We start from the raw sequence: 22,057 nt of genomic DNA on the forward strand, positions 1-22,057 counted from the left end.
TCGTGCGGGGAAGACGCGGCCTTACCTGGGGTTGTCTCCCTGGTATTCGATGCGCAGGCAGCGCAGCAGCAGCTCGGCCGCCGGCCCCAGCGCCTCCACCGAGGGGGTGAGCAGGTAGGTGTAGAGATAGCGCTCGCTACCGCCGGTGAGATCGAGCTGCACCAGCGAGCCCTCGGCGAGCTCCTCCTGCACCAGGTGGCGGGGCACCCAGGCGTAACCCATGCCAAGGCGCACCATGTTGAGCACCTCATGATAGTGGGTCGCCTTCCAGCCGGTGTCGTCCGCATCGTTCCAGTCCACCGAGCGGTGGATGGGGGGATGCAGGCTTATCTGGTTGTGGCTGGCCAGCACCTCGGCGGTGATGGGCTCTCCCTGCTCCGCAAGGGGGTGGCCCGCTGCGCACAGAGGAAGCAGACAGACTTCGTCCAGCGGCAGGCCGGTGCGATCCTGGGGCAGGTGCTCGGAGAGCATCAGATCTCCCGCCTGCAGCGCATTGAAGTGGCAGTGGATCCGCTCGTGCAGGTTGATGCGGCATCCGCGGCTGCGGGGATAGAAGTGGGCCAGCGCCCGGTAGAGGCGCTCCCGCGGCTGCACCACGGACACATAGAGGTTGATCTGCGGCTCCCACTGCCGCTCCAGGTTGTTGGCCAGGTTCTCCAGCTCTTCCACCTGCTGGCTGAGCTGGCGCGCCCGCTTGAGGAAGATCTCCCCCGCCGGCGTCAACACCGCCTTGCGTCCCCGCACCTCCAGCAGGGCCACCCCCAGACTCTGTTGCAGCTTGGCAACCGCATGATTGAGGGAGGATTGACTCTTGTTCAGCGCCTCGGCAGCCTGGGCATAACCGCCGCAGTCCACCACTGCCTGAAAGATCCGCCATTGCTCAAACGTGCTTTTGGGACGAAACATAGTGCAACCTGTCTGGGGCCGATGGGATTCAACAGGGCGCGCCTTGGCACCCCCTCTTCACTGTAATCCCATCCGGTTGATTTGTTGATTTATTTGGGCTGGGCCACGAAGGTCTTGCCGCTCTGGCCCTGACTGTCACGCCCCATCAGGTAGAGATAGAGGGGCATCAGATCGGCCGGGGTCTTGAGGGTTTGCGGATCTTCCGCCGGGAAGGCGCTGGCCCGCATCCTGGTGCGGGTGCCGCCCGGGTTCAGGGTGTTGACCCGCACACCGGTATTTTCCAGCTCGTCCGCCAGCACCTCCATCATCCCCTCGATGGCGAACTTGGAAATGGCATAGGTGCCCCAGTAGGCGCGCCCCTTGCGGCCCACGCTGGAGGAGGTGTAGACGATGGACGCCTCGCCGTGCTCCTTGGCGGTCTGGCGAATGAGGGGCAGCAGCGCCTGGGTCAGCAGGAATTCGGATTTGACGTTGACCTGCATCACCTCGTCCCACTCCTGCTCCTGAATGTGTTCGAACGGCGACAGGGTGCCGAGCAGCCCGGCGTTGAACAGCACGCCATCGAGGCGGCCGAACTGCTGGGCGAAGGTCTCCGCCATACCGCGGTAGTGGGCGGCAGTAGCCCCTTTCAAGTCCACTGGCACGATGGCGGGCAGGGGGTGACCGGCCGCTTCAATCTGGTCGTAGACCGCCTCCAGCTTGGCACTGGTACGCCCGAGCAGGATCACGGTGGCACCGTGGGCCGCATAGGTGAGGGCCGCTTCGCGGCCGATGCCGTCACCGGCACCCGTCACCAGAATGACCTTGTCCTTGAGCAGATCACGGGGGGCCTGATAGTCGAGCATGTGGACTCCTGTTAACAATGCCTGGCGGCTTGGCGCAACGAATCGAGTGGGCAAGTGTACTGATCCGGCCCGGCAGTTGACCAGTATGAGACGGCAAAAATGTGAATAAAACAGGGCGATAGCGTCGATCCCTCCGCCCTTGGCACGGGAGATGGCAGAGTTTTTGCGCGAGGGGGGCAAACTCCTTACTATGTGAAAAAACCGGACATAGCGCGGAGCATCAAGTGGCATTTTTGACCGAATACGGCCTGTTTCTGGCCAAGACCCTCACCTTCTTGCTGGCCATCGGCGCCGTCATCCTGATGGTGGCGAGCAGCCGCCAGCCCAAATCCCGCAAGGGGGAGCTGGTGGTGACCGATCTCTCCGGCGAGCTGGAGCAGGGGCGCCATCAACTACAGGCAGCCCTGGCGGGCAAGGCCGAGCGCAAGCAGATGGAGAAGACCCGCAAGGCGGAGCACAAGGCCAAAGCCAAGGGAGAGGATGAGCGCAGCCGGCTGTTCGTCATCGACTTCAACGGCAGCATGGATGCCAAGGAAGTGGCCTCCCTGCGGGAAGAGGTGAGTGCCGTGATAGGCGTGGCCCGGCCCGGGGACGAGGTGCTGCTGCGCCTCGAATCCGGCGGCGGCGTGGTGCACGGCTACGGCCTGGCCGCCTCCCAGTTGCAGCGGCTGCGGGACAAGGACATCACGCTGACCGTGGCCATCGACAAGGTGGCGGCGAGCGGTGGCTACATGATGGCCTGCGTCGCGGACAAGATCCTGGCGGCGCCGTTCGCCATCGTCGGATCCATCGGTGTCATTGCCCAGATGCCGAACTTCAACAAGCTGCTCAAGAAGCACGACATCGAATTCGAGATGCACACCGCAGGCCAGTACAAGCGCACCATCACCATGTTCGGCGAGAACGACGATCTGGGGCGGGAGAAGTTTCGCGAGGAGCTGGGGGCCATCCACGAACAGTTCAAGGCCTTCGTGGCCGAGCACAGACCCGGTCTCGACATCGACAAGGTGACCACCGGCGAGCATTGGCTGGCGAGCCAGGCCAAGCAGCTCGGACTGGTGGATGCGCTTTGCACCAGCGATGACTACCTGCTGGCCCAGGCCAGCCATCACAAGGTGGTCGGCATCCGCTACAGCAAACCCAGGAGCCTGACCCAGAAGCTTGGCAAGCAGGCGGCACTGGGGCTGGAGGGGGCCCTCGGCCGCCTGTGGCAGCAGAGCCCCTGGCGCTGAGAACCTGTTTCGAGCTTACTGCGAGGTCGTGATCAAGGCTCATGTGCTGCTCGGAATCCTCATGTGTATCTACACACTCCGGTTCCTGCGCTGCTCTTCACCTTGCTGACGATCTCTCGCTACAGCTCGTGAACAGGTTTTATAGCTCAGTGCAAAGGACTAAAAAGAGAGCCGGGCATTGCCCGGCTCTCTTTTTTTATTGCGTCGGCTCTGCAGGCCGATGGCGCACCTCAGCGCTGGAAGGGGTAGACGGAACCCAGTTTCAGGATCTGGGTCAGCTCGTCCAGGGCGGTGCGGGTCTCCAGCACCAGGGAGGGGTCGCGCAGATCGTCCAGCGCCAGGCTGTCGCGATAGTGCTTCTCGACCCACTGATCCAGGCGGGCAAACTGGCTGTCGGTGATGAGGCAGGCCGGGTTGACCGCGGCGAGCTCGGTGTCGTTCATGGCAACCCGCAGGCGCAGACAGGCGGGGCCGCCGCCGTTTCTCATGCTCTGCTTCACGTCCATGTAGTGGACGTCCTTTATGGGGGTGCCCAGGGTCACCAGCCTGGCCAGATAGGCGGACACCGCCGGGTTGTCGCGGCATTCGGTGGGGGCGATGATCGCCATCTCGCCGGATGGCAGGGTGAGGATCTGGGTGTTGAACAGGTAGGATTTCACCGCATCCTGCACCGACACTTCGCTGGTCGGCACTTCGATGAAGTGCAGTTCCCCGTCGCCGAACTTGGTACGCACCTCGGCCAGCGCCGCCTCGGTATTGAGGAACGCCTGCTGGTGGAAGAAGAGCACGTTCTGGTTGCCCACCGCGATGACGTCGTTGTGGAACACCCCCTGATCGATCACGTCCGGGTTCTGCTGGATGAAGACCGCGCTCTCATCCCCCAGGCCATGCAGGCGGGCGATGGCCTGGCTCGCCTCCAGGGTCTGGCGGGCCGGATAGCGTTTGGGGGCGGGCTGGGAGACGTCGAAGGCGCTGCGGCCATAGACGAACAGCTCGACCCCGGCCTCGCCATAGGCGCGGCACAGCCGGGTGTGGTTGGCGGCGCCTTCGTCACCGAAGTGGTCGTTCTCCGGCAGATGCTGGTGGTGATAGAAGTGGCGATCGTTGTTGAACACGGCCCGCAGGATGCGCCCGGTCACCTCGGGCTCCAGGGAGCGGTGGAACTTGTTGGTCAGGTTGGCGGGGGTGAAGTGAATGCGGCCATCCTGGGTGTCGGCGCTCGGGGAGACGGTGGCGGCGTTGGCAGTCCACATGCTGGAGGCGGAGTAGCAGGCGGCCAGCACGGCGGGGGCCTGTCTGGCCGCCTGGGTCAGGACGCTGGCATCGTTGCCGGTGAAGCCCAGGCGGCGCAGGGTCGCGAGATCCGGCCTCTCCTGGGGGGCCAGCACGCCCTGCACCATGCCGAGGTCGGTCAGCGCCTTCATCTTGCGCAGCCCCTGCTTGGCCGCTTCCTTGGGGTTGGAGGCCTCTTTGGCGTTGCTCTGGGAGGCGACGTTGCCATAGGAGAGGCCGGCATAGTTGTGGGTGGGGCCGACCAGGCCGTCGAAGTTGACCTCGAAGTGCTTCATGATCACATCCTTTCGATTTTTATATGGGGAGCGGTTCCTTCCGCGCACAAAGCTGCGGTGTGCGGCCATTATAAAGAGATTTCATCCTTTGTAACAAGCTGATAACCAGAATGGGTTTTTATGTCACAAGGGTGGCTGGATATGTCATTTCCAATCTAAAAAAGGGGGGGATATAGCATAAAAACAAAAAAGCGGTTGCTTCCCGCGCCCCGGCTTCGCATTAATAAATAAAGAAGCAGGGCGGTTCGGGCTGTCGGGCAAATTGACCCGCAAGATTGCTTTTTCCCGTCAAATCTCTTATACAGCCCCACAAAACCGCACGCCAACCCCGTCGGGTGCAATGAGGATAATAGTTACAGCATGGGCAAATCACTGGTCATCGTGGAGTCTCCGGCCAAGGCCAAGACCATCAACAAATATTTGGGCAAGGACTACGTGGTGAAATCCAGCGTAGGCCACGTGCGCGATCTGCCGACCAGCGGCAGCGCCAGCACCGAGCCCAAAAAACCTGTCATTCGCGGCATCAAGCTCAGCGAATCCGAGAAGGCGGCCAAGGATCGCAACGCCCTGTTCTCAAGGATGGGCATCAACCCGACCGCAGGCTGGCAGGCCAACTACCAGATTTTGCCCGGCAAGGAAAAAGTGGTCAGCGAGTTGCAAAGTCTGGCCGCCAAGGCCGACACCATCTATCTCGCAACCGACTTGGATAGAGAGGGGGAAGCGATCGCCTGGCACCTGCGCGAGATCATCGGTGGCGACGACAGCCGCTACAAGCGCGTGGTGTTCAACGAGATCACCAAGAGCGCCATCCAGGAGGCGTTCGCCCAGCCGTCCGAGCTGAACATTCACCGCGTCAACGCCCAGCAGGCCCGTCGTTTCCTCGACCGGGTGGTGGGCTACATGGTCTCCCCGCTCTTGTGGAAGAAGCTGGCCCGCGGCCTCTCCGCAGGTCGGGTGCAATCCGTCGCGGTGCGCCTCATCGTCGACAAGGAGCGGGAGATCAAGGCGTTCGTGCCGGTGGAGTTCTGGGATCTCAACGCCGACCTGCTCACCGCCGAGAAGAGCGAGCTGCGCATGGAGGTGGTCAGCCGCAATGGTGCCGACTTCAAGCCGGTGACCCAGGCCGAGACCTTCGCCGCCGTGGCGGCCCTGGAAGGGGTCGACTACAAGGTGGTCAACCGGGAAGACAAGCCGACCGGCTCCAAGCCCTCCGCTCCCTTCATCACGTCCACCCTGCAGCAGGCGGCTTCTACTCGTCTGAGCTTCGGGGTCAAGAAGACCATGATGATGGCCCAGCGTCTCTATGAAGCGGGTTACATCACCTATATGCGTACCGACTCCACCAACCTCAGCAAAGAGGCGGTGGATGCGGTGCGGGAATACATCGGCGAGCAGTATGGTGCCGCCTACCTGCCGAGCGAGCCGAACCTCTACGGCGCCAAGGCCAATGCCCAGGAGGCCCACGAGGCGATCCGCCCCTCCAGCGTCCAGGTGACTGCCGAGATGCTGGAAGGGATGGAGCCCGATGCCATGCGGCTCTATGACCTCATCTGGCGCCAGTTTGTCGCCTGCCAGATGACCCCGGCCCAGTACGACTCCTCCACCCTGACCGTCAAGGCAGGGGAGTTCGAGCTCAAGGCCCGTGGCCGCACCCTGCGCTTCGCCGGCTGGACCAAGGCCCTGCCGCCCATGGGCCGCAAGGGTGAAGACAGCCAGCTGCCGGCGGTGACCGTCGGTGAGGTGCTGAAACTGGTCAAGCTGGATCCGCGCCAGCACTTCACCAAGCCGCCCGCCCGCTTCACCGAAGCGGCCCTGGTGCGCGAGCTGGAAAAGCGCGGCATCGGCCGTCCGTCCACTTACGCCTCCATCATCTCCACCATCGTCGACCGTGGGTATGTGCGGGTCGAGAGCCGCCGCTTCTTCGCCGAGAAGATGGGGGAGATCGTCACCGACCGCCTGGTGGAAAACTTCGTCGAGCTGATGAACTACGAGTTCACCGCCAAGATGGAAGACAAGCTCGACGGCATCGCCGAGGGGAGCCTGGAGTGGAAGAAGGTGCTCGACGCCTTCTACGCCGAGTTCACCCAGGAGCTGGAGCAGGCCGACAAGCCCCATGAAGAGGGGGGCATGCGTGCCAACCAGATGGTGCTGACCGATATCGACTGCCCGGATTGTGGCCGCAAGATGGGTATCCGTACCGCCACCACCGGCGTCTTCCTCGGCTGCTCCGGCTATGCCCTGCCGCCCAAGGAGCGCTGCAAGAAGACCATCAACCTGGTCAGTGCGGACGAGTTCGTCTCCGCCACCGACGGGGACGAGGCGGAAACCGATGCGCTGCGAGCCAAGCATCGTTGCGGGATCTGCGGCACCGCCATGGACGCCTACATCATCGACGACAGCCGCAAGCTGCACGTCTGCGGTCGCAACCCGGATTGCGATGGCTACGAGGTGGAGCAGGGGCAGTTCAAGCTCAAGGGCTACGAAGGGCCGAGCATCGAGTGCGATCGCTGCGGCTCCGAGATGCAGCTCAAGAACGGCCGTTTCGGCAAATACATGGGTTGCACCAACGAGAGCTGCAAGAACACCCGCAAGATCCTGAAAAATGGCGACATTGCGCCGCCGAAAGAGGATCCGGTACCCCTGCCCGAGCTGAAATGCACCCAGTCGGACGCCCACTTCGTGCTGCGGGACGGCGCTGCCGGCCTCTTCCTGGCCGCCAGCAACTTCCCCAAATCCCGCGAGACCCGTGCGCCCCTGGTGGAGGAGCTCAAGCGCTTCCGCGATCGCCTCTCCCCCAAGCACCAGTACCTGGCGGACGCCCCGGCGTCAGATCCTGACGGAAACGCCTCCGTGGTGCGCTTCAGCCGCAAGACCAAGGAGCAGTACGTGATGACCGAGGTCAACGGCAAGGCGACCGGCTGGACAGCCCATTACGACAACGGAAAATGGCAGGAGAGCCTGCCCAAGGCGAAGAAAGCCTGATGGCGACGCCGCTCACAGCATGATGAAAGAGGCCCCTTGCGAGGGGCTTCTTTGTTGGTGGATGGCGATATACTGGAATGGCTGCATGGATGGCAGCGCAAGACAGGGAGTTGTCATGGAGATACATGAAATACGGCCGGGCATGACCTGCCTGACCCGTGAAGGGACAGCCTATGTGCTGGAGGTGGACAGACAGAGTCTGCTGGTGCTCTTGCAACGGGAGGATGAGACCATCCCGGTACAGGTGCGCAGCGATGACATTCTGGGGCCCATTGCCGGCGACTAGGGAAGGAACGTGACGGAGGGCGACCACAGATGCCCTCCCTTTGTTGCAAGAACGCCCATCCCTTCGGGACGTGTCAGCCTCGTCAGAAGGGAACCAGAAAGAGCAGCTCGGCCAGGTCGGGCTGCCACTGCCACTCCCGCATCCTGACCCGCCCGCCAATCACGGGCACCCCCTCCTCCTGCAGCAGCCCCGCTTGCTTGTCAAAGCCTGCGGATCCTTTTGGCAGCGAAATGGTGCCTGCCGCCCCCAGCACCCGGTGCCAGGGCAGCACCTTGTCGGTCTCCCGCAAGACTTTTCCCACCAGTCGTGCCCGTCCGGGCAGGCCCGCGAGATCCGCCACCTGGCCGTAGCTCACCACGCGGCCGGGGGGGATCAGGGCGAGGATCGCCTCGATGCGGGCCGTCTTGTCCAGGGGGGGCGCGTTCGTTCTCATGATGATGGCTCGTCAAAAACAGCAGAAGCGCCATTGTGGCGCTTCTGTCATGGGGCTTGCAATCTGTCAGCCGAAGGTCTGGCTCAGTCCCCTGAGCTCGCGGGCCCGCCTGAGCAGCTCCTGGCTGGAGTCGTCCACCGCCTGGATCTTCTGGCTGTTGGCGCGGGAGTATTCGGAGATCTGGTGGATGTTGCGGCTGATCTCCTCCACCACCACCTGCTGCTGCTCCGCGGCGGCGGCGATCTGGGTGGAGAATTCGGTCACCTGATCGATTTCCCCCAGCACCAGGTGCAGGTTGCCTGATCCCTGGCGGGTCATCTCGACGCATTCCCGGGTCTGGGCCAGGTTGTCCTGCATCATGCCCTGCCAGCGCTCCAGGGTGTGCTGGATCTGGCTGATGCTGCCCTGGATCTGCTCGGTCGCCTTGTGGGTACGGGTCGACAGGGTGCGCACCTCGTCCGCCACCACCGCAAAGCCGCGCCCTTGCTCGCCAGCACGGGCGGCCTCGATGGCGGCGTTGAGGGCCAGCAGGTTGGTCTGCTCGGCGATGCCCTGGATTTCACCCATCACGCTGCCAATGCGCTCCGACTCGCTGGCGAGCTCCACAGCGGAGTGGAAGGCCTGCTCCGCCTGGCTGGCCAGCCTGGTCATCTGCTGCTGGGTCTGGTCCAGCTGTTCCACCGTGCTCTGGCAACTGCTGCGCGCCTCGGTCACCTGGCCGTTGGTGTCCTGGATGTTGCGGGCAATCTCGTGGGCGGTGCTGGCCATCTGGGTCATGGCGGCCGCCATCTGCTGGGTCTGGGCATCCTGCTCGTTGATGTCGAGGAAGGCGCGGTGTGAGGAGTCCTGCAGATCGGTTGCCAGAGCCTGAAGCGGATGGGTGGCATCGTCGACCCGCCCCAGCACGGTGCGGATCCGGGCCTGCAGCATCTTCAGGTGAAAATCGGCGATGGCACCCGGGGCATCCCCCGAATAGACCAGCCGGGTCAGGCTGTCATATTGCTGACCGAGCTGCCTGAGATAGCGGGGCAAGGCGATGAGCTCGCGCCAGTAGGCGCCCGCAATGACGAGGGGGGGAAGCAGCATCAGCAGCGCGGTGAGGGGGCCCTGGGTGAGGGCGGCCCAGACCAGCAGCGCCAGCAGCGGCAGGCCGAGCATCAGCGGCCTGAAACGGCGCAGCGAGGGGCGGGCCGGGGTGCCCCGTTGCTCGGCCGAAAGCAGGGCCCGATAGGCCTGGGCGGCAGCCTGCTTGAGCTGGGGTTCTGGCTTGCAGCGCACCGACTGGTAGCCGCTTATCTTGCCGTGCTCGTAGATGGGGGTGACGTAGGCGTCGACCCAGTAATAGCGGCCATCCTTGCAGCGGTTTTTCACCACTCCCCGCCAGGGGTTGCCCTCCTTGAGGCGATCCCAGAGATCGGCGAAGGCGGCCTTGGGCATGTCGGGGTGGCGAACCAGGTTGTGGTTGTGGCCGACCAGTTCATCGACCTGGTAACCGGCGATGCGGCAGAAGGCGGGGTTGGCGTAGGTAATGACGCCGCGCAGATCCGTGGTGGAAACGAGTTGCACGTCGGCGGGAAATTCCACTTCACTGTCCACGACCTGGGCGTGTTTGCGGGCCATAAGGGTAAGCTCCGATCTGTTTGCTGATTGTTATTGTGGCGGAACCGCAGGGAGGTGCATCCCCTGTCTGGTTTCATCGGGGGCCTTATTTTGCCAACAAAGGCAGATGAAAAGTAGGGGCTAGGTTGGGTTTTTGTTGTCGATGGGTAAAAAAACGGCGACCAAAAGGTCGCCGAAAAGAAAAAGATAACACTACCTCTGTGGCACCCGGTAACGCACTTGCAACTGGTCGAGGATGTGCAGCTGGCCGGGCAGACGGGCGACGAAGTGCTCCCACACCTTGCGGGCGGGAGTGCTCCAGGCCACCTCTGCCGTGGCCAGCATGCGCGGGAACAACATGTAGTCGAGACGATCGCGAGTAACCGTTCACCGGGACGGTGTTGACAGCACCAACTCCTCCGGGAACGGGTAGTCGGTTTTCTCGATGCAGGACCTGACAACTGCCCTCAGCCACTCCTGCGGGCAGCGGCCCAATCGCTTGGCCGTCTCCACCAACGATAGGATACGCTGCCTAAACTGCTCGCCTCGATGCGACCAGACGCCATAGCTTCCCTTGCGCCACAGCACATAGCCACGCAGCGCCCGCTCCGCTTCATTGTTGGTCAGCGCTATCTCGTCGTTTTCCATAAAACGCCATAGCATCTCATCGTCCTTGAGCAGTAACTGGCAGCGCCCACGGTAGCGCTTGGAACACAGTACACTGCCCCGCTCCAGCTGCCTTCGCCAGCTTTGCCGACATCGCTGCAACCTTCGCTGGTACTGCTCCCGGCTTAAGCAGCCTTGTTCATAGCCATGCCGGGTTCTGAACACCGTGTCAGCCAGCAGTACCAGCCGGGCTCCGATAGGCTGGTTGACGGCGTCGCTACTCTCGGCAATCGCCGCCACGTTGCGCAGCACATGCGCCCAGCACAGTTGGCGCTGGGCGCTGTCGATGAAGCGGTATCCCGCATACTGGTCGGTCACCAGCACCCCATCAAGCTCACTGCCCAGCAACCGCTTCGCTGCCTCCTGACCGCGGCCAAACGCCGTCATGAAGCAGACCGCGACCTTGCTCAGGGCCAGCCACATCCAGCGTCGCTCACCGCCCCGCTGGTGCCGGGTTTCATCGGCATGGATGATGGCGGCAGACTGCACTTGCTGTTTGATGGCTTGGTGGGTCGGGGTGAGCATGGCGCTGACCCGGCCTTGCGCTTCACTGATGGCGCCTCGGCTAAAGCTCAAACCGAAGTGCTGCTTGAGCTGCTGCTGTATCTTGCTGATGCTCTGGTGGAACTGACCACTCTGCAAAGCGATATAGCTCAGCAGATTAGCCCCCATCTGGCTGTGGCTCACCGTATCGGGCAGGGCTGCTTCACTGGTGGTGACGCACCCACGGCAGGTGCCCCGATACAGCTGATGCTCTGTCACCACATAGCTGACCTCGGGCAGGTCAAACACCTGATGAACCCGGTAGGGCTTGTCATGGGACACCACCTGCTCACCACAGCAGGCGCACTGCCGGGCAGGATAGTGTGGTATTGCCGTCAGTCGGTCGTCCTCAGGATGACGTTCACGCCGCTGCCCCTTGTGGCCAGGCTGGGCACCACGAGCCTTGCCGGAAGCGGGGCGCTTGCGCGCAGGCGGGGTCCCCGAGCCATCAGTGGAGGGGGGCTTGGAGGAGTTATTGCTGTTTTGGTTGAGGCGGTCTTCAAGCTCGGCGATGCGCGCCATCAGCTTGTAAATCAGCTCGTTGGCTTGCTCGAGGGTCAGCGGCAGGCCGGGTGGTGGCGTAATGGGTTTGCTCATGACGTGATGGTGCCAAGCTGGCGGGATCAGGCAAGGGGCAACAGTGGATCAAGGGATGATCGTCTCACTTTTTCCTGTCAATGCCATCTGGGTGAACAGTTACGATCGCGAGAGGTGATCAGTTCCGACCACAAGGGGCTCAGCACCCCCAGGATGTTATCGTTGGCATGGAAATCGGCCGGGGCAGGATCGCATGCATGCACCTGCGCCAGGTTGAGGGTACCCGCCCAGTAGAGTCCCGGCTCGTGGATGTCCTGACTCCAGGCGAGATCCAGATAGAGGTGCTGGGCAGGCGCCATCACCACGGGGTAACCGGATGCGGCGGCATCCAGGCCGGCCTGGAAGCTGGTCCAGGCGAAGACGGTGGCCTCCCGGCTCACCTTGTCACCGTGCAGTATCTCCTCCCACCCCAGCATCTGCTTGCCCTTGCTGGTCAGGTACTGCTGGCAGTGGCGCAGCAGGTGCCCCTGCAGCTCGCGGCAATCCTGATACCCCTGCTCGGCCATGAGCTGCTGGCAGGCGGGACTGTCGGTCCAGACGCCGGTGGGCACTTCGTCCCCCCCATGTGAACCTGACTCCCGGGGAAGAGATCGCACACCTCGTCCATCACGGCGTCCAGGAACTCGTAGGTGCCGGGCAGGGCCGGGTTGAGCACGTTGTCGTCGAAATATTGCACCGAGAGGTAGCGGGAGCGGTCTGCCTCTTCCACCAGCAGCTCGGGCAGCGCCTTGATGGCGGCGTGACAGTGCCCCGGGATGTCTATTTCCGGAATGATGGTGATGCCAAGCCCGGCGGCGTAGGCGACCAGCTCGCGCACCTCGCTCTGGGTGTAGTAACCGCCATAAGGGTCGGGGCCGCCGCTCAGCTGGGGCCCCACCGCCAGGCCATGCCCGCGCCAGGCTCCCACGGCGGTCAGCTGGGGGAAGGCCTTGATCTCCAGGCGCCACCCCTCGTCATCGGTGAGGTGCCAGTGGAAGCGGTTGAACTTGTAGAGGCTCATCTGCTTGAGCAGGCGCTTGAGGGTGGCGATGGAGTGGAAGTGGCGGGCACAGTCGAGGAAGATGCCGCGAAAACCGAAGCGCGGTGCATCCCGCACCGTCAGGCAGGGCAGGCTCTCTCCGTGTTGCAGCGCCCACTGGGCCAGGCTCACCAGCCCGTGTCGCCAGCCCGCCTCGCCGGCGGCCCGGATGACGATCTCCTCAGGGGTGATGGTGAGCTCATACCCCTCGGGGGGAAGTGTCGCCTCGACGAGGTGGATCTCCGCATCGTGATCCTGGGTCAGGGCCAGGCCTGTCAGCTCGTTGAAATGGGCTAGCAGGGAGGCGAGGGGAACGGGGCCGTCGACGTGGGCCCGCTCGGCCAGCCGGAAGTTGCCTTCTGTATAAATCAGGTGGGCGGGCTGGGGCACGAGGCCATTGACGGCCTCCACCTGTGGCAGGTCGGGGCCCGGGGAGGGCGGGTTGGTCAGGCCAAGGTCTTCCCCCTCCAGCACCAGGGGTTGCAGCTGTCCCTTGCTCTCCAGGCTCAGGAAGAAACCCTTGGGCATATCGGAGTCATGCTTGAGCGGGGTGTTGCGACAACAGAAGAGCAGCTCGCTCACCCCCTCATGGGGCACCATGACCTTGTAACTGCCGCTCTGACGCTCCAGGGTGCCCCCTTCGATCGAGTGGGGATCGATCTGGCGGGCGAGGCAGAAGTGGAGTTTCCAGGGGGCTGCTGGCAGTTGGCTCAGGGTGAAGCGAAACCAGACATCGTCACCGTCACGGTGATCGACCCGGGTGTGGATCAGGGGTGCGGACATGGGAATTCCTCTGATGGGGTGAAGGAAACGGGAACCTGTCCCGCAGGTGTTGTCGGCCCGGCCAGGCTCAGGGATGCAGACATGGCAGCGCCTCCGTCCTGGCAAACAGGATGGCCCCCTCCAGCGCGTCGCGCTTGGGGGCGACCAGATGGAAGTGGCCCAGACGGGGGGCGAGGCGCGTGCCGATGCCGCCCAGCAGGGCGATCCGGTCTGCCCCGAGCTGGGTCATGCCCTCCAGCAGCATGCCGAGCTGGGCATAGGTCTCATCCAGCAGGGCGGTGGCGAGATCGTCCCCGTCGCTCGCGGCATCGAAGACCCAGGGGGCGAAGCGGCCATAGTCGGCCGGGATGGCGCGCGCAGCCCAGCGCACCACCTCGGCCTGATCCCGCTTGAAGTGATCCATCAGGCGCACCGCCAGGGTGCTGGGGGGCAGGATGCCGTCGTGGCAGAGCAGGGATTGCTGGATGGCGCGCAGCCCGAGCCAGGCGCCGCTGCCGAGATCCGAGACGGGGAATCCGCGACCCGAGCAGGTGCGAAGGCGTCCCTCCCGGTAGATGAGCCCCGCCGAGCCGGTGCCCGCGATCAGGATGGCCCCCTCCTGGCCGTCGAAGGCGCCGAGGCAGGCACCAAAGGCATCGGAGGTGAGCTTCACCCGCGCAAACGGGAAGGGCATGGTCAGCATGGCGTGGTAGCAGTCGGCGAGCTCGGCGGAGGCGAGTGCGAGCCCGACTCCCATCCGCTGTTCGCTCTCCCTGGGCAGACCCGCGTCGATGCGGGCCTGATCGATGGCAGCCAGCACATGGCCGTGGGCGAGGGCGATGCCCAGCTCCAGATTGGAGCCGGCGGCGCGCCCCTCGCCGAGCAGCTTGCCTGCGTTGTTGCGAATGCGGGCCCGGGTGTGGGTGCCGCCGCCATCCACCCCGACCCAGAACTCAATCATGGGGGCCTCCCTGCGCGCTTTGCCAGGTGATGGCCAGGGTAAACCTGGCTGGCGGTATGGAGGATCCAGGGCTCTCCCCGGTGCGAGTGATGTGTGAACCGCTCTCAATCATGGTGGCCTCCTTGTGCGCTCTGCCAGGTGATGGCCAGGGCGAACCAGGCGGCGTGCGGGATCCATTGCTCCCCCCAGCGCCAGTTCTGATCCAGCCGATCCTTGTACGCCTCTGGAATAAAGGCCACGTCATTTTCGTCATTGAAGCCGGCGGTGATGCCGTTGCAGATCCCCCCCTGCGCATTGGGGTAGCCGGCGGTGTATTCCGGGTTGTTGATGCCCTGACCCGCCAGCATGCAGGCGTTGAAGGGGTTTTTCCCCAGGATCCAGTCGAGCTGCTGCTGGCCGAAGGTGCAGAGCAGTGCGCTCTGCCCGGGCAGGTGCTGTGCGGCAGCAAATGCCATGGTGGCGAGTGACGCCAGCCGGGCGTTCTCCCCCTGCCACCAGTAACCGGATTCGTTGTGGTGGGGCATGAAAAAGCTCACCCGGGGCGCCTCATCGACCCCTTTCACATACTGGCGGGCGAGGGCGAAGGGATTGCCTGCCCGGGCCGCGAGGGCCAGCTCGGCCGCCAGGGCCTGCTCGGCGACGGTCCGGGCCGCCCACTGGCGCGCCGGATCCGGCTCGATGGCGAGATACTCCAGCAGTGCCAGTACCGGCAGGCCCGCCTCGGCGGCGTGGTAGTAGGGGCGAGAGCCATCGTCGTTGGCGGCCCAATGGTGGCCGAGATCGGGGTGGGCGCGCTGGCGGGCGCACAGCCGGCCGGCCCGATCCCGTGCCTCAGCGAGCCACTCGGCGCCCAGCGTTCTGGTGAGCTCGACCGCCGCCAGCAGGGCGCAATAGTCGTCGATGATGTTCTCGACCCCGTCGTCCAGGTAGGCGAGGTTGTGCTCGCGCAGGTGCAGGTAGCCGCGTCTGGCCGCTTCGGCGTACTGGCTTGTGTCAAGGTCGCCGCCACTCGATTCCCGGGCGGCGCGGGCCAGGGCGGCGATTGTCATGCCGCCCCCCTGGCGAAAACCCGCCTGCCAGCGGGCGGACTTGATCCCCTGCTGGGTCGCATAGGCGCACAGCTCCCGCTGCTCGGGATCCTTGCTCCACTTGTCGAACAGGGTCATGTAGAAGAAGCCGCGCTCGTCCTGCATCCGGCAGAGAAAATCCGCCCCGTGCAGCCCCTCGTCATTGAGCCGTTTGCACAGGTTCATCCCGTCGATGTCGCGACGTGTCGCCAGGAGCTCCCGGCACTTGAGCAGGGACCAGACCACCATGGGGGTCTGCTGGGGATTGAGGTAGTTGGCGTAGGAGAGGTGACTCAGGTACTTGCTCATGTCGCCGCTGGCGTCGAACCAGCCGCCATGTACGTCCCGGTGCTGATCGGTGCCAAAGAGGCGTGCCCTGCGGTCCGCCCGGTCGAAGGTGCCGCTGGCGCGTTGTCCCTTGAAGTAGTGGATGACATCGGAGAGGCAGCGGCGTGCCAGCAGCCCTCGGTCGATGGCAAAGGGGGGGGAGCGCACCAGACGCTCCTGCGCTTCCGTGGTCACGACGGCCTCCAGCCGGTAGTAGCCGGGCTCGGTGAAGGCGGAGAAATCGGCCCGCCAGTAGTGGCGCCCCTGCCAGCCGGGGACGCATCCCGCTGCCACCAGCGGCGTCTCCAGCAAAAGGTGGTCGTCCTCCTGGCGCAGCAACCTGACGTGGCCGCAGATATCGAGGTCGGCGCCGCACTGCAGCAGGGCGCTCTTCTCCCCGTCACATTCGTAACCCACCTGGTTGATCAAAAGTTCCATCAAGGTCTTACTCCGAAGGCTCGCCCCTGGCGGGCGAGGCTCATTGCGGGGCCTTGCGGCCCCGACGCGAGGCATGGCCGGGCGACGGCGCCCGGCCGCGGGCCTGCTTACCCCTGTTCGTGGAGGTAGCAGCGCACGAAGTGGTTGTCGGCGAGCCGGGTCACCGGGGGCAGGCTCTCCTTGCAGCGGGGCATGGCCTGATGGCAGCGCCCGGCAAAGGGACAGCCACGGGATTCCGGGGTCCAGAGCGGGATCTCCCCCTTGCGGCCTCCCTCCAGCTCGGCGTGGATGCTCTTCTCCGGATCCGGCACCGCCGAGATGAGCAACTGGGTGTAGGGGTGCTGGGGGTGGTGCAGGATCTCGTCCACCTCCCCCCACTCCACCATGTGACCCACGTACATCACCGCCAGATCTTCCGCCACGTAGCGGGCGGTGGCGATGTCGTGGGTGATGTAGAGCATGGAGACGCCGAGCTCGTTCTTCATCTGCTCCATCAGGTTGAGGATGCCGATGCGAATGGAGACGTCGAGCATGGAGGTGGGTTCGTCCGCCAGCACCACTTCCGCCTCCACCGCCAGGTTGCGGGCGATGTTGACCCGCTGGCGCTGGCCGCCGGAGAGCTGGTGCGGGTACTTGGCCGCGGTCGCCTTGGCGGGGGTCAGCCCCACCTTTTCAAGGAGGCCATAGACCATGTCGGGCAGATCCCGCTTGTCGCTCACCTTGCTGTGCAGCAGCAGGGGACGGGCGATGTGGTGGTAGATGGTGTGGGTCGGATTCAGTGAACCGAACGGATCCTGCCACACCATCTGCACGCTCTGGCGATAGTCCAGCAGGGCGGTGCCCTTGTTGAACTCCTCCAGGTCGCGGCCACGGTAGAGGATGCGGCCGTTGGAGAGCTTGTACATCTTGGCGATGATCTTGGCGATGGTGCTCTTGCCGGAGCCGGATTCCCCCACCACTGCCAGGGCGCGGCCCCGGTGCAGGTTGAAGGTGATGTCGGACAGTGCCCGCATCTTGCCGCTCTTGATGGCGTTGGAGTTGACGGCGAAGTCCTTGTAGAGGTGCTGGACCTCGATGATGGGCGCGTCGGTTTGGGCGATTTGCATGACAGACATCCTTAACAGCCAGCGGCCTTGTCCAGATGGATCGGAAGATCCGGTTGTTCCTCTGCTGCCTCATGAAGGTGGCAGGCAGCCTGTTGGCCGGGCCGGATCTCGGCCAGCCGGGTGTATTCCTGGCGGCAGCGCTCGTGCACCTTGGCGCAGCGTGCCTGGAAGCGGCAGCCCACCGGCACCTCCAGCAGATTGAGTGGGCTGCCAGGGATCCCCTCCAGCACGGTCTTGGGCCCATGCAGGGGGGGGAAGGAGTTGCCAAGGCCCCGGGTGTAGGGGTGCAGGGGCGCGGTCAGGATCGCCTTGGCCGGCGCCACCTCCACCAGTTCCCCCGCGTACATGATGCCGATGCGATCGCAGAACTCGACCATGAGCGAGAGGTCGTGGGTGATGAACAGGATGGAGAAGTTGAACTTCGCCTTGAGCGCATAGACCTTCTGCAAAATCTCCCGCTGCACCACCACGTCGAGCGCCGTGGTGGGCTCGTCCATGATCAAGAGCTCGGGGTTGAGGGCCATGGCGATGGCGATCACCAGCCGCTGGCGCATGCCGCCGGAGAACTGGTGCGGGTAGTCCTTGAGCCGGCTCGGGTGGATGTCGACGATCTCCAGCAGCTCCTGGGCGCGCTTGATCGCCTCATAGCGGGTCATGCCGGGGTTGTGGGCCAAGAGCACGTCGCAGAACTGCTCCTCCATGCGCAGCACTGGGTTGAGCGCATTCATGGCGGACTGGAACACCACGCTCGCCTGGCGCCAGCGGTAGCTGCGCAACCGCTCGTCGTCGAAGGCGAGGATGTTCTCTCCCTTGAACAGGATCTCGCCGCCGCTGATGTAGGCGGGCGGCTTGTGCAGCCTAGCCACCGAGAAGGCGACCGTGGACTTGCCGCAACCGGACTCGCCGGCGAGGCCGAACACCTCACCCGGCATGATGTCAAAACTGACCGAATTGACGGCGCGCACGTCGCCGCTCTCGGTGATGTAGTCGACACAGAGCTGGCGCACCGACAGCAGGGGTTGTTGCGGCTTCATGCTGTCTTCTCCTGAGCAGTGATGGGAGTGGCAAGCTGCTTCCAGCGACGCAGGCCCTTGTGGGAACGAAGCTGCGGGTTGGCGATTTCGTCGATGGCGAAGTTGAGCATGGCGAGGCCCGCCCCCAGGGTGGCGATGGCAAAGCAGGGGGCCAGGATCTCCCACCAGGCGCCCACCAGGATGGCGCTCGAGGTCTGGGCGTTGTAGAGCATGATGCCCCAGCTGACCACGGTCGGGTCGCCGAGCCCCAGGAACTCCAGGGTCGCCTCGGTGACGATGGCGTAGATGATGGACCCGATGAAGCTCACCCCGATGATGGAGATGAGGTTCGGCAGTATCTCCACCAGGATGATGCGCCAGGCCGGTTCACCCAGCACCTCGGCGGCGATGACGAACTCTTTCTCCCGCAGGGCCAGGGTCTGGGCGCGGATGACCCGGGCACCATAGGCCCAGGAGGTCAACCCTATGATGAGGGCGATCACCATGGGGGAGGCCTCTCCGATGAAGCTCGCCAGCACCAGCAACAGGGGGAGGTTCGGGATCACCAGCACCACGTTCATCAGGAAGGTGAGGCACTCGTCCACCACGCCGCCGAAGTAGCCGGCGGTGATGCCCACCGTGATGGCCAGGGCGCACACCAGCAGGCCTGCCCCGAAGCCCACCATCAGGGAGATGCGGGCGCCGTTGGTGAACTGGGCCCAGAGATCGTGGCCCATGCGGTTGGAACCCATCACCAGCTCCACGCTGGGGGGCTGGTGGGGGCGGGCGACCCGCTTGGTGGGTTCGTTGCTGGCGAGCAGCGGGGCGAACAGGGCCATCAGCACGAAGGTGACCACGATGGCGAGGCCGAAGGCGGCCTTCTTGTTACCCAGCAGGATTTTCAAGATAGTCGGCATACGCATCTTATTTGCCTCCTGTACGCAGACGGGGATCCAGGAAGACGTAGAGCACGTCCGCCAGGAAATTGAAGCTGAGCATGGTGATGGTCATGATGAGCAGTTGCCCCTGGATGAGGGGGTAGTCACGGGCCAGGATGCCCTGATAGAGGGTCAATCCCAGGCCGGGGTAGTTGAAGATCACCTCGGTGATGAGGGATCCGCCGATGACGAAACCGAGCGCCATGGAGAGGGCGGTGACGCTGGGCAGCACGGCGTTGCGGGCGCCGTAGTTGAAGATCACCCGGTTGCTGGAGAGCCCCTTGGCCTTGGCCATGGTGATGTAGTCCTCGCCCAGGAGGTTGATCATGTTGTTGCGCATGGTGATGAGAAAGCCTCCTACCTGCACGGCGGCCAGGGTGCCCACCGGCATGATGGCGTGCAGCAGGATGCTCTTGATGTGCTCCCAGCCAAAATCGGCGGGGATCTCGGGGCTGTAGGCGTAGCCGATGGGCAGCCAGCCGAGGCTCACTCCGAACAGGAAGAGGGCGAGCAGAGAGACCACCACGGGGGGGATGGCCTGCATCACCAGGGTGAGCGGGGAGAGGATGCTGTCCATGCGTCCGCCCCGGTACCAGGCGGCGAAGATGCCGACGATGGAGCCGATGGAGAAGCTCAGAATGGTGGAGGTGCCCACCAGGAACAGGGTCCAGCCGATGGCGCGGCCGAGGACGTCGGCAACCGGTTGGGGGTAGTAGCGCACCGAGGTGCCGAGATCCCAGGTGAAGACGCTCTTCACATAGGTGAGAAACTGGGTGCCGATGGGGCCGTCCACGAAACCGAAGGTGGCTTTGAGGGCTTCCAGCGCGGCGGGTTCCATCATGGCGCCGGCCCGGGCAAACATGACGGAGACGGGGTCCCCCGGCATGGCTCTGGGTAGCAGGAAGTTGATGGTGGCGGCCACCAGGAAGGCGACCAGATAGAAGGAGAAGCGTCTAAGTATAAATCCCATGGTGATACCTTTTACTGCAAGCCTGCCCCGCGCCGGGCAAAGCTCCCCCAACCCCGGCAGGTGCGGGGGATGGAAGACATGGCGGGGAAGAGGGCCCCCCGCAGGGGGCCGGGGTGATTAGCTGTTTGGCTTGAGTGACAGCACGTGCAGCAGACGCTCCGGAGTGTCCGGGTGAACCTGCGGCTTGGCGACCGGGTTGTCGGCACTGAACCAGCCATTGAAGCGCTTAGTGCTGTATTCGTACCAGGTCGGGTTGTTGAACACCGGGATGATGGTCTGGTTGGCCCCGACACGCTCCTGGATGGCGAACATGATCTCCTTCTGCTTGGCCGCATCGGCGGTCTGGGTGAAGTCGTCAATCAGCTTGTCGAGCTCGGGATCCTTGTAGCGGGGCGCCGCGAAGCGGTTGCCGCGCTCACCCATGTTGCGGGAGTGGAAAGCGGTCTCGAAGTACTTGTGCGGGTTGGCACCGGCAAAGTAACCCTGCAGGGCGACGTCGAAGTCACCGGTGATCAGGGACTCGGTCCAGACGGTGGCTTCCGGGGTGGCGGTCTTGGCGTTCAGGCCCAGGGCCTGCAGGCCTTCGACCCCGATCTGGACGGTGTTGACCCAGTCGGTCCAGCCGTTCGGTACCAGCACCTTGAACTCGATCTTCTTGCAGCTCGGGGTGTCGAGGAACTTGTCGCCGTCACAGTCCTTGTAGCCCGCCTGTTTCAGCAGGGCCTTGGCCCCTTCCAGGTCGAACTTGTTGTACTTGCCGTACTTCTTCTCGACGTCCGGGTTGTCCCAGGAGGCGAATGCCTTGCCAAGCCCTGACGGGTACTCGTTGACGGTGGGGTAGCCGTAGCCCGCGATGTCCACCATGGACTGGCGGTCCATGGCCATGGAGAAGGCGCGGCGGAAGTTGATGTCGTTGAAGGCTTCGTGGTTGCCCGGGTTCTTGCTCTGGAAGTTGACGTTGAACGCCACTGTGCCGGAGGCGGGGAACCAGTACTTGTTGTTCTTCGGATCGTTGCCGACGTAGAGGCGCTCGATGTCCGGCACGAAGGAGCCGAACCAGTCCACGTCACCCTTCATCACGGCGGCCAGTACCTGGTCGTTGGTGGCCATCTGCGGCATGCGCAGGCAGTCGATGGAGAGGCTGGCGTTGTCCCAGTAGTGCGGGTTGCGGCACTGGGTGTAGAGCTGGGCGGAGAAGTTGTCCACTTCGGTGAAGGGACCGGTCCCGACCGGCTTGTCGTTGGTGAAGGCCACCGGGTCTTTCACCGACTTCCACTGATGCTCCGGCACGATGGGCACCAGCACCAGGTCGTTCACCACGTCTCGGCCAGGTCGAATTTGACCTTGTGGTCACCCAGCTTCTCGACACCCTTGATCTGGGTCCAGATAGAGCGCTCGTCCAGCGCCTTGTTGGCCTTGACCAGGTTGAAGGAGAAGAGGATGTCGTCGGCGGTGAAGGCTTCACCATCGGACCACTTGACCCCTTCGCGCAGGTCGAAGGTGACGGATTTCAGATCATCGCTGAAGGCGTAGTGGGTAGCCAGACGATAGACGGGTTTGCCACCCTGCATATCGTTGAAGATCACCAGCGGCTCATAGATGAAGTGACGGGTGGTGTGGAGCAGACCCGCTTGCAGGAAGGGGTTGAAGTTCTTGACCCATGCGGTTTCCTGCTGGGCAACCAGGGTCAGCACCGTCTTGTTGTCGGCGGCCATGGCTGTGCCGGTGGCACCGGCAAGCAGAGTTCCCAGCATGACTGAGGTTGCGATTTTGGATACTTTGGCAAGCATATTTTTTCCT

Annotated in this window: 16 protein-coding genes and 2 pseudogenes; 3 read left to right on the forward strand and 15 right to left on the reverse strand. The window is 63.9% G+C overall.

Annotation, left to right across the window (positions count from 1 at the left end; genetic code table 11):
- Nucleotides 1-21 precede the first annotated feature (21 nt).
- Nucleotides 22-906 (reverse strand): LysR family transcriptional regulator, encoded by an 885-nt coding sequence (locus C3F36_RS17210; protein WP_049637266.1) that lies wholly within the window; start codon nt 904-906, stop codon nt 22-24.
- Between the two features lie 89 nt (nt 907-995).
- A complete protein-coding gene (locus tag C3F36_RS17215; protein ID WP_104455524.1) occupies nt 996-1,751 on the reverse strand; it encodes a YciK family oxidoreductase in 756 nt (251 codons plus the stop codon).
- A gap of 224 nt (nt 1,752-1,975) precedes the next feature.
- On the opposite strand from C3F36_RS17215, the gene sohB reads away from it, so the two are divergent.
- On the forward strand, nt 1,976-2,983 hold the full coding sequence (gene sohB / locus C3F36_RS17220; RefSeq protein ID WP_042880316.1) for a protease SohB: 1,008 nt from the start codon (nt 1,976-1,978) through the stop codon (nt 2,981-2,983).
- A 230-nt stretch (nt 2,984-3,213) separates the two neighbouring features.
- Here the strand turns inward: sohB and astB are convergent, their stop codons facing one another.
- Entirely contained in the window at nt 3,214-4,551 is a 1,338-nt protein-coding gene (astB, locus tag C3F36_RS17225; RefSeq protein WP_043155903.1) for an N-succinylarginine dihydrolase, read from the reverse strand.
- 360 nt (nt 4,552-4,911) lie between these two features.
- Between astB and topA the strand changes: the two genes are divergently transcribed.
- Both topA and C3F36_RS23615 read left to right on the forward strand, forming a co-directional pair.
- A complete protein-coding gene (gene topA, locus C3F36_RS17230) occupies nt 4,912-7,533 on the forward strand; it encodes a type I DNA topoisomerase (protein WP_010673895.1) in 2,622 nt (873 codons plus the stop codon).
- Nucleotides 7,534-7,648: 115 nt separating this feature from the next.
- On the forward strand, nt 7,649-7,819 hold the full coding sequence (locus C3F36_RS23615) for a hypothetical protein (protein ID WP_164882955.1): 171 nt from the start codon (nt 7,649-7,651) through the stop codon (nt 7,817-7,819).
- An 82-nt stretch (nt 7,820-7,901) separates the two neighbouring features.
- Here the strand turns inward: C3F36_RS23615 and C3F36_RS17235 are convergent, their stop codons facing one another.
- The 12 genes and pseudogenes from C3F36_RS17235 to C3F36_RS17285 form a co-directional block, all read right to left on the reverse strand.
- The gene (locus C3F36_RS17235) at nt 7,902-8,252 is read right to left on the reverse strand and encodes an MGMT family protein (protein ID WP_039040524.1); all 351 of its coding nucleotides are present in this window, start codon (nt 8,250-8,252) and stop codon (nt 7,902-7,904) included.
- A 66-nt stretch (nt 8,253-8,318) separates the two neighbouring features.
- On the reverse strand, nt 8,319-9,872 hold the full coding sequence (locus C3F36_RS17240; protein WP_045525191.1) for a methyl-accepting chemotaxis protein: 1,554 nt from the start codon (nt 9,870-9,872) through the stop codon (nt 8,319-8,321).
- A 192-nt stretch (nt 9,873-10,064) separates the two neighbouring features.
- On the reverse strand, nt 10,065-10,211 hold the full coding sequence (locus C3F36_RS23360; protein ID WP_158656138.1) for a hypothetical protein: 147 nt from the start codon (nt 10,209-10,211) through the stop codon (nt 10,065-10,067).
- 27 nt (nt 10,212-10,238) lie between these two features.
- On the reverse strand, nt 10,239-11,657 hold the full coding sequence (locus C3F36_RS17245; protein WP_004576012.1) for an IS66-like element ISAs21 family transposase: 1,419 nt from the start codon (nt 11,655-11,657) through the stop codon (nt 10,239-10,241).
- Nucleotides 11,658-11,734: 77 nt separating this feature from the next.
- Nucleotides 11,735-13,458 (reverse strand): annotated as a pseudogene (locus tag C3F36_RS17250) (beta-N-acetylhexosaminidase).
- Nucleotides 13,459-13,525: 67 nt separating this feature from the next.
- Nucleotides 13,526-14,398, reverse strand: coding sequence for a BadF/BadG/BcrA/BcrD ATPase family protein (locus C3F36_RS17255; RefSeq protein WP_104455525.1), 873 nt, complete (start codon nt 14,396-14,398; stop codon nt 13,526-13,528).
- A gap of 104 nt (nt 14,399-14,502) precedes the next feature.
- Nucleotides 14,503-16,230 (reverse strand): glycoside hydrolase family 9 protein, encoded by a 1,728-nt coding sequence (locus C3F36_RS17260; protein ID WP_104455526.1) that lies wholly within the window; start codon nt 16,228-16,230, stop codon nt 14,503-14,505.
- A 107-nt stretch (nt 16,231-16,337) separates the two neighbouring features.
- Nucleotides 16,338-17,336 (reverse strand): ABC transporter ATP-binding protein, encoded by a 999-nt coding sequence (locus C3F36_RS17265; RefSeq protein ID WP_039040529.1) that lies wholly within the window; start codon nt 17,334-17,336, stop codon nt 16,338-16,340.
- 11 nt (nt 17,337-17,347) lie between these two features.
- Complete coding sequence (locus tag C3F36_RS17270) at nt 17,348-18,370, reverse strand: ABC transporter ATP-binding protein (RefSeq protein ID WP_042880395.1); 1,023 nt, start codon at nt 18,368-18,370, stop codon at nt 17,348-17,350.
- On the reverse strand, nt 18,367-19,272 hold the full coding sequence (locus tag C3F36_RS17275; RefSeq protein WP_010673904.1) for an ABC transporter permease: 906 nt from the start codon (nt 19,270-19,272) through the stop codon (nt 18,367-18,369). Before C3F36_RS17275 ends, C3F36_RS17270 begins: the two co-directional genes overlap by 4 nt.
- Nucleotide 19,273: 1 nt before the next feature.
- Nucleotides 19,274-20,257 carry an ABC transporter permease gene (locus C3F36_RS17280; protein WP_010673905.1) on the reverse strand — a complete coding sequence of 328 codons (984 nt, stop codon included), beginning with the start codon at nt 20,255-20,257 and terminating at the stop codon, nt 19,274-19,276.
- Between the two features lie 117 nt (nt 20,258-20,374).
- Nucleotides 20,375-22,047, reverse strand: a pseudogene (locus tag C3F36_RS17285) (ABC transporter substrate-binding protein).
- Between the last annotated feature and the right edge of the window lie 10 nt (nt 22,048-22,057).

This window comes from Aeromonas sp. ASNIH2 (genome assembly GCF_002934795.1).
Lineage (GTDB): Bacteria > Pseudomonadota > Gammaproteobacteria > Enterobacterales > Aeromonadaceae > Aeromonas > Aeromonas caviae.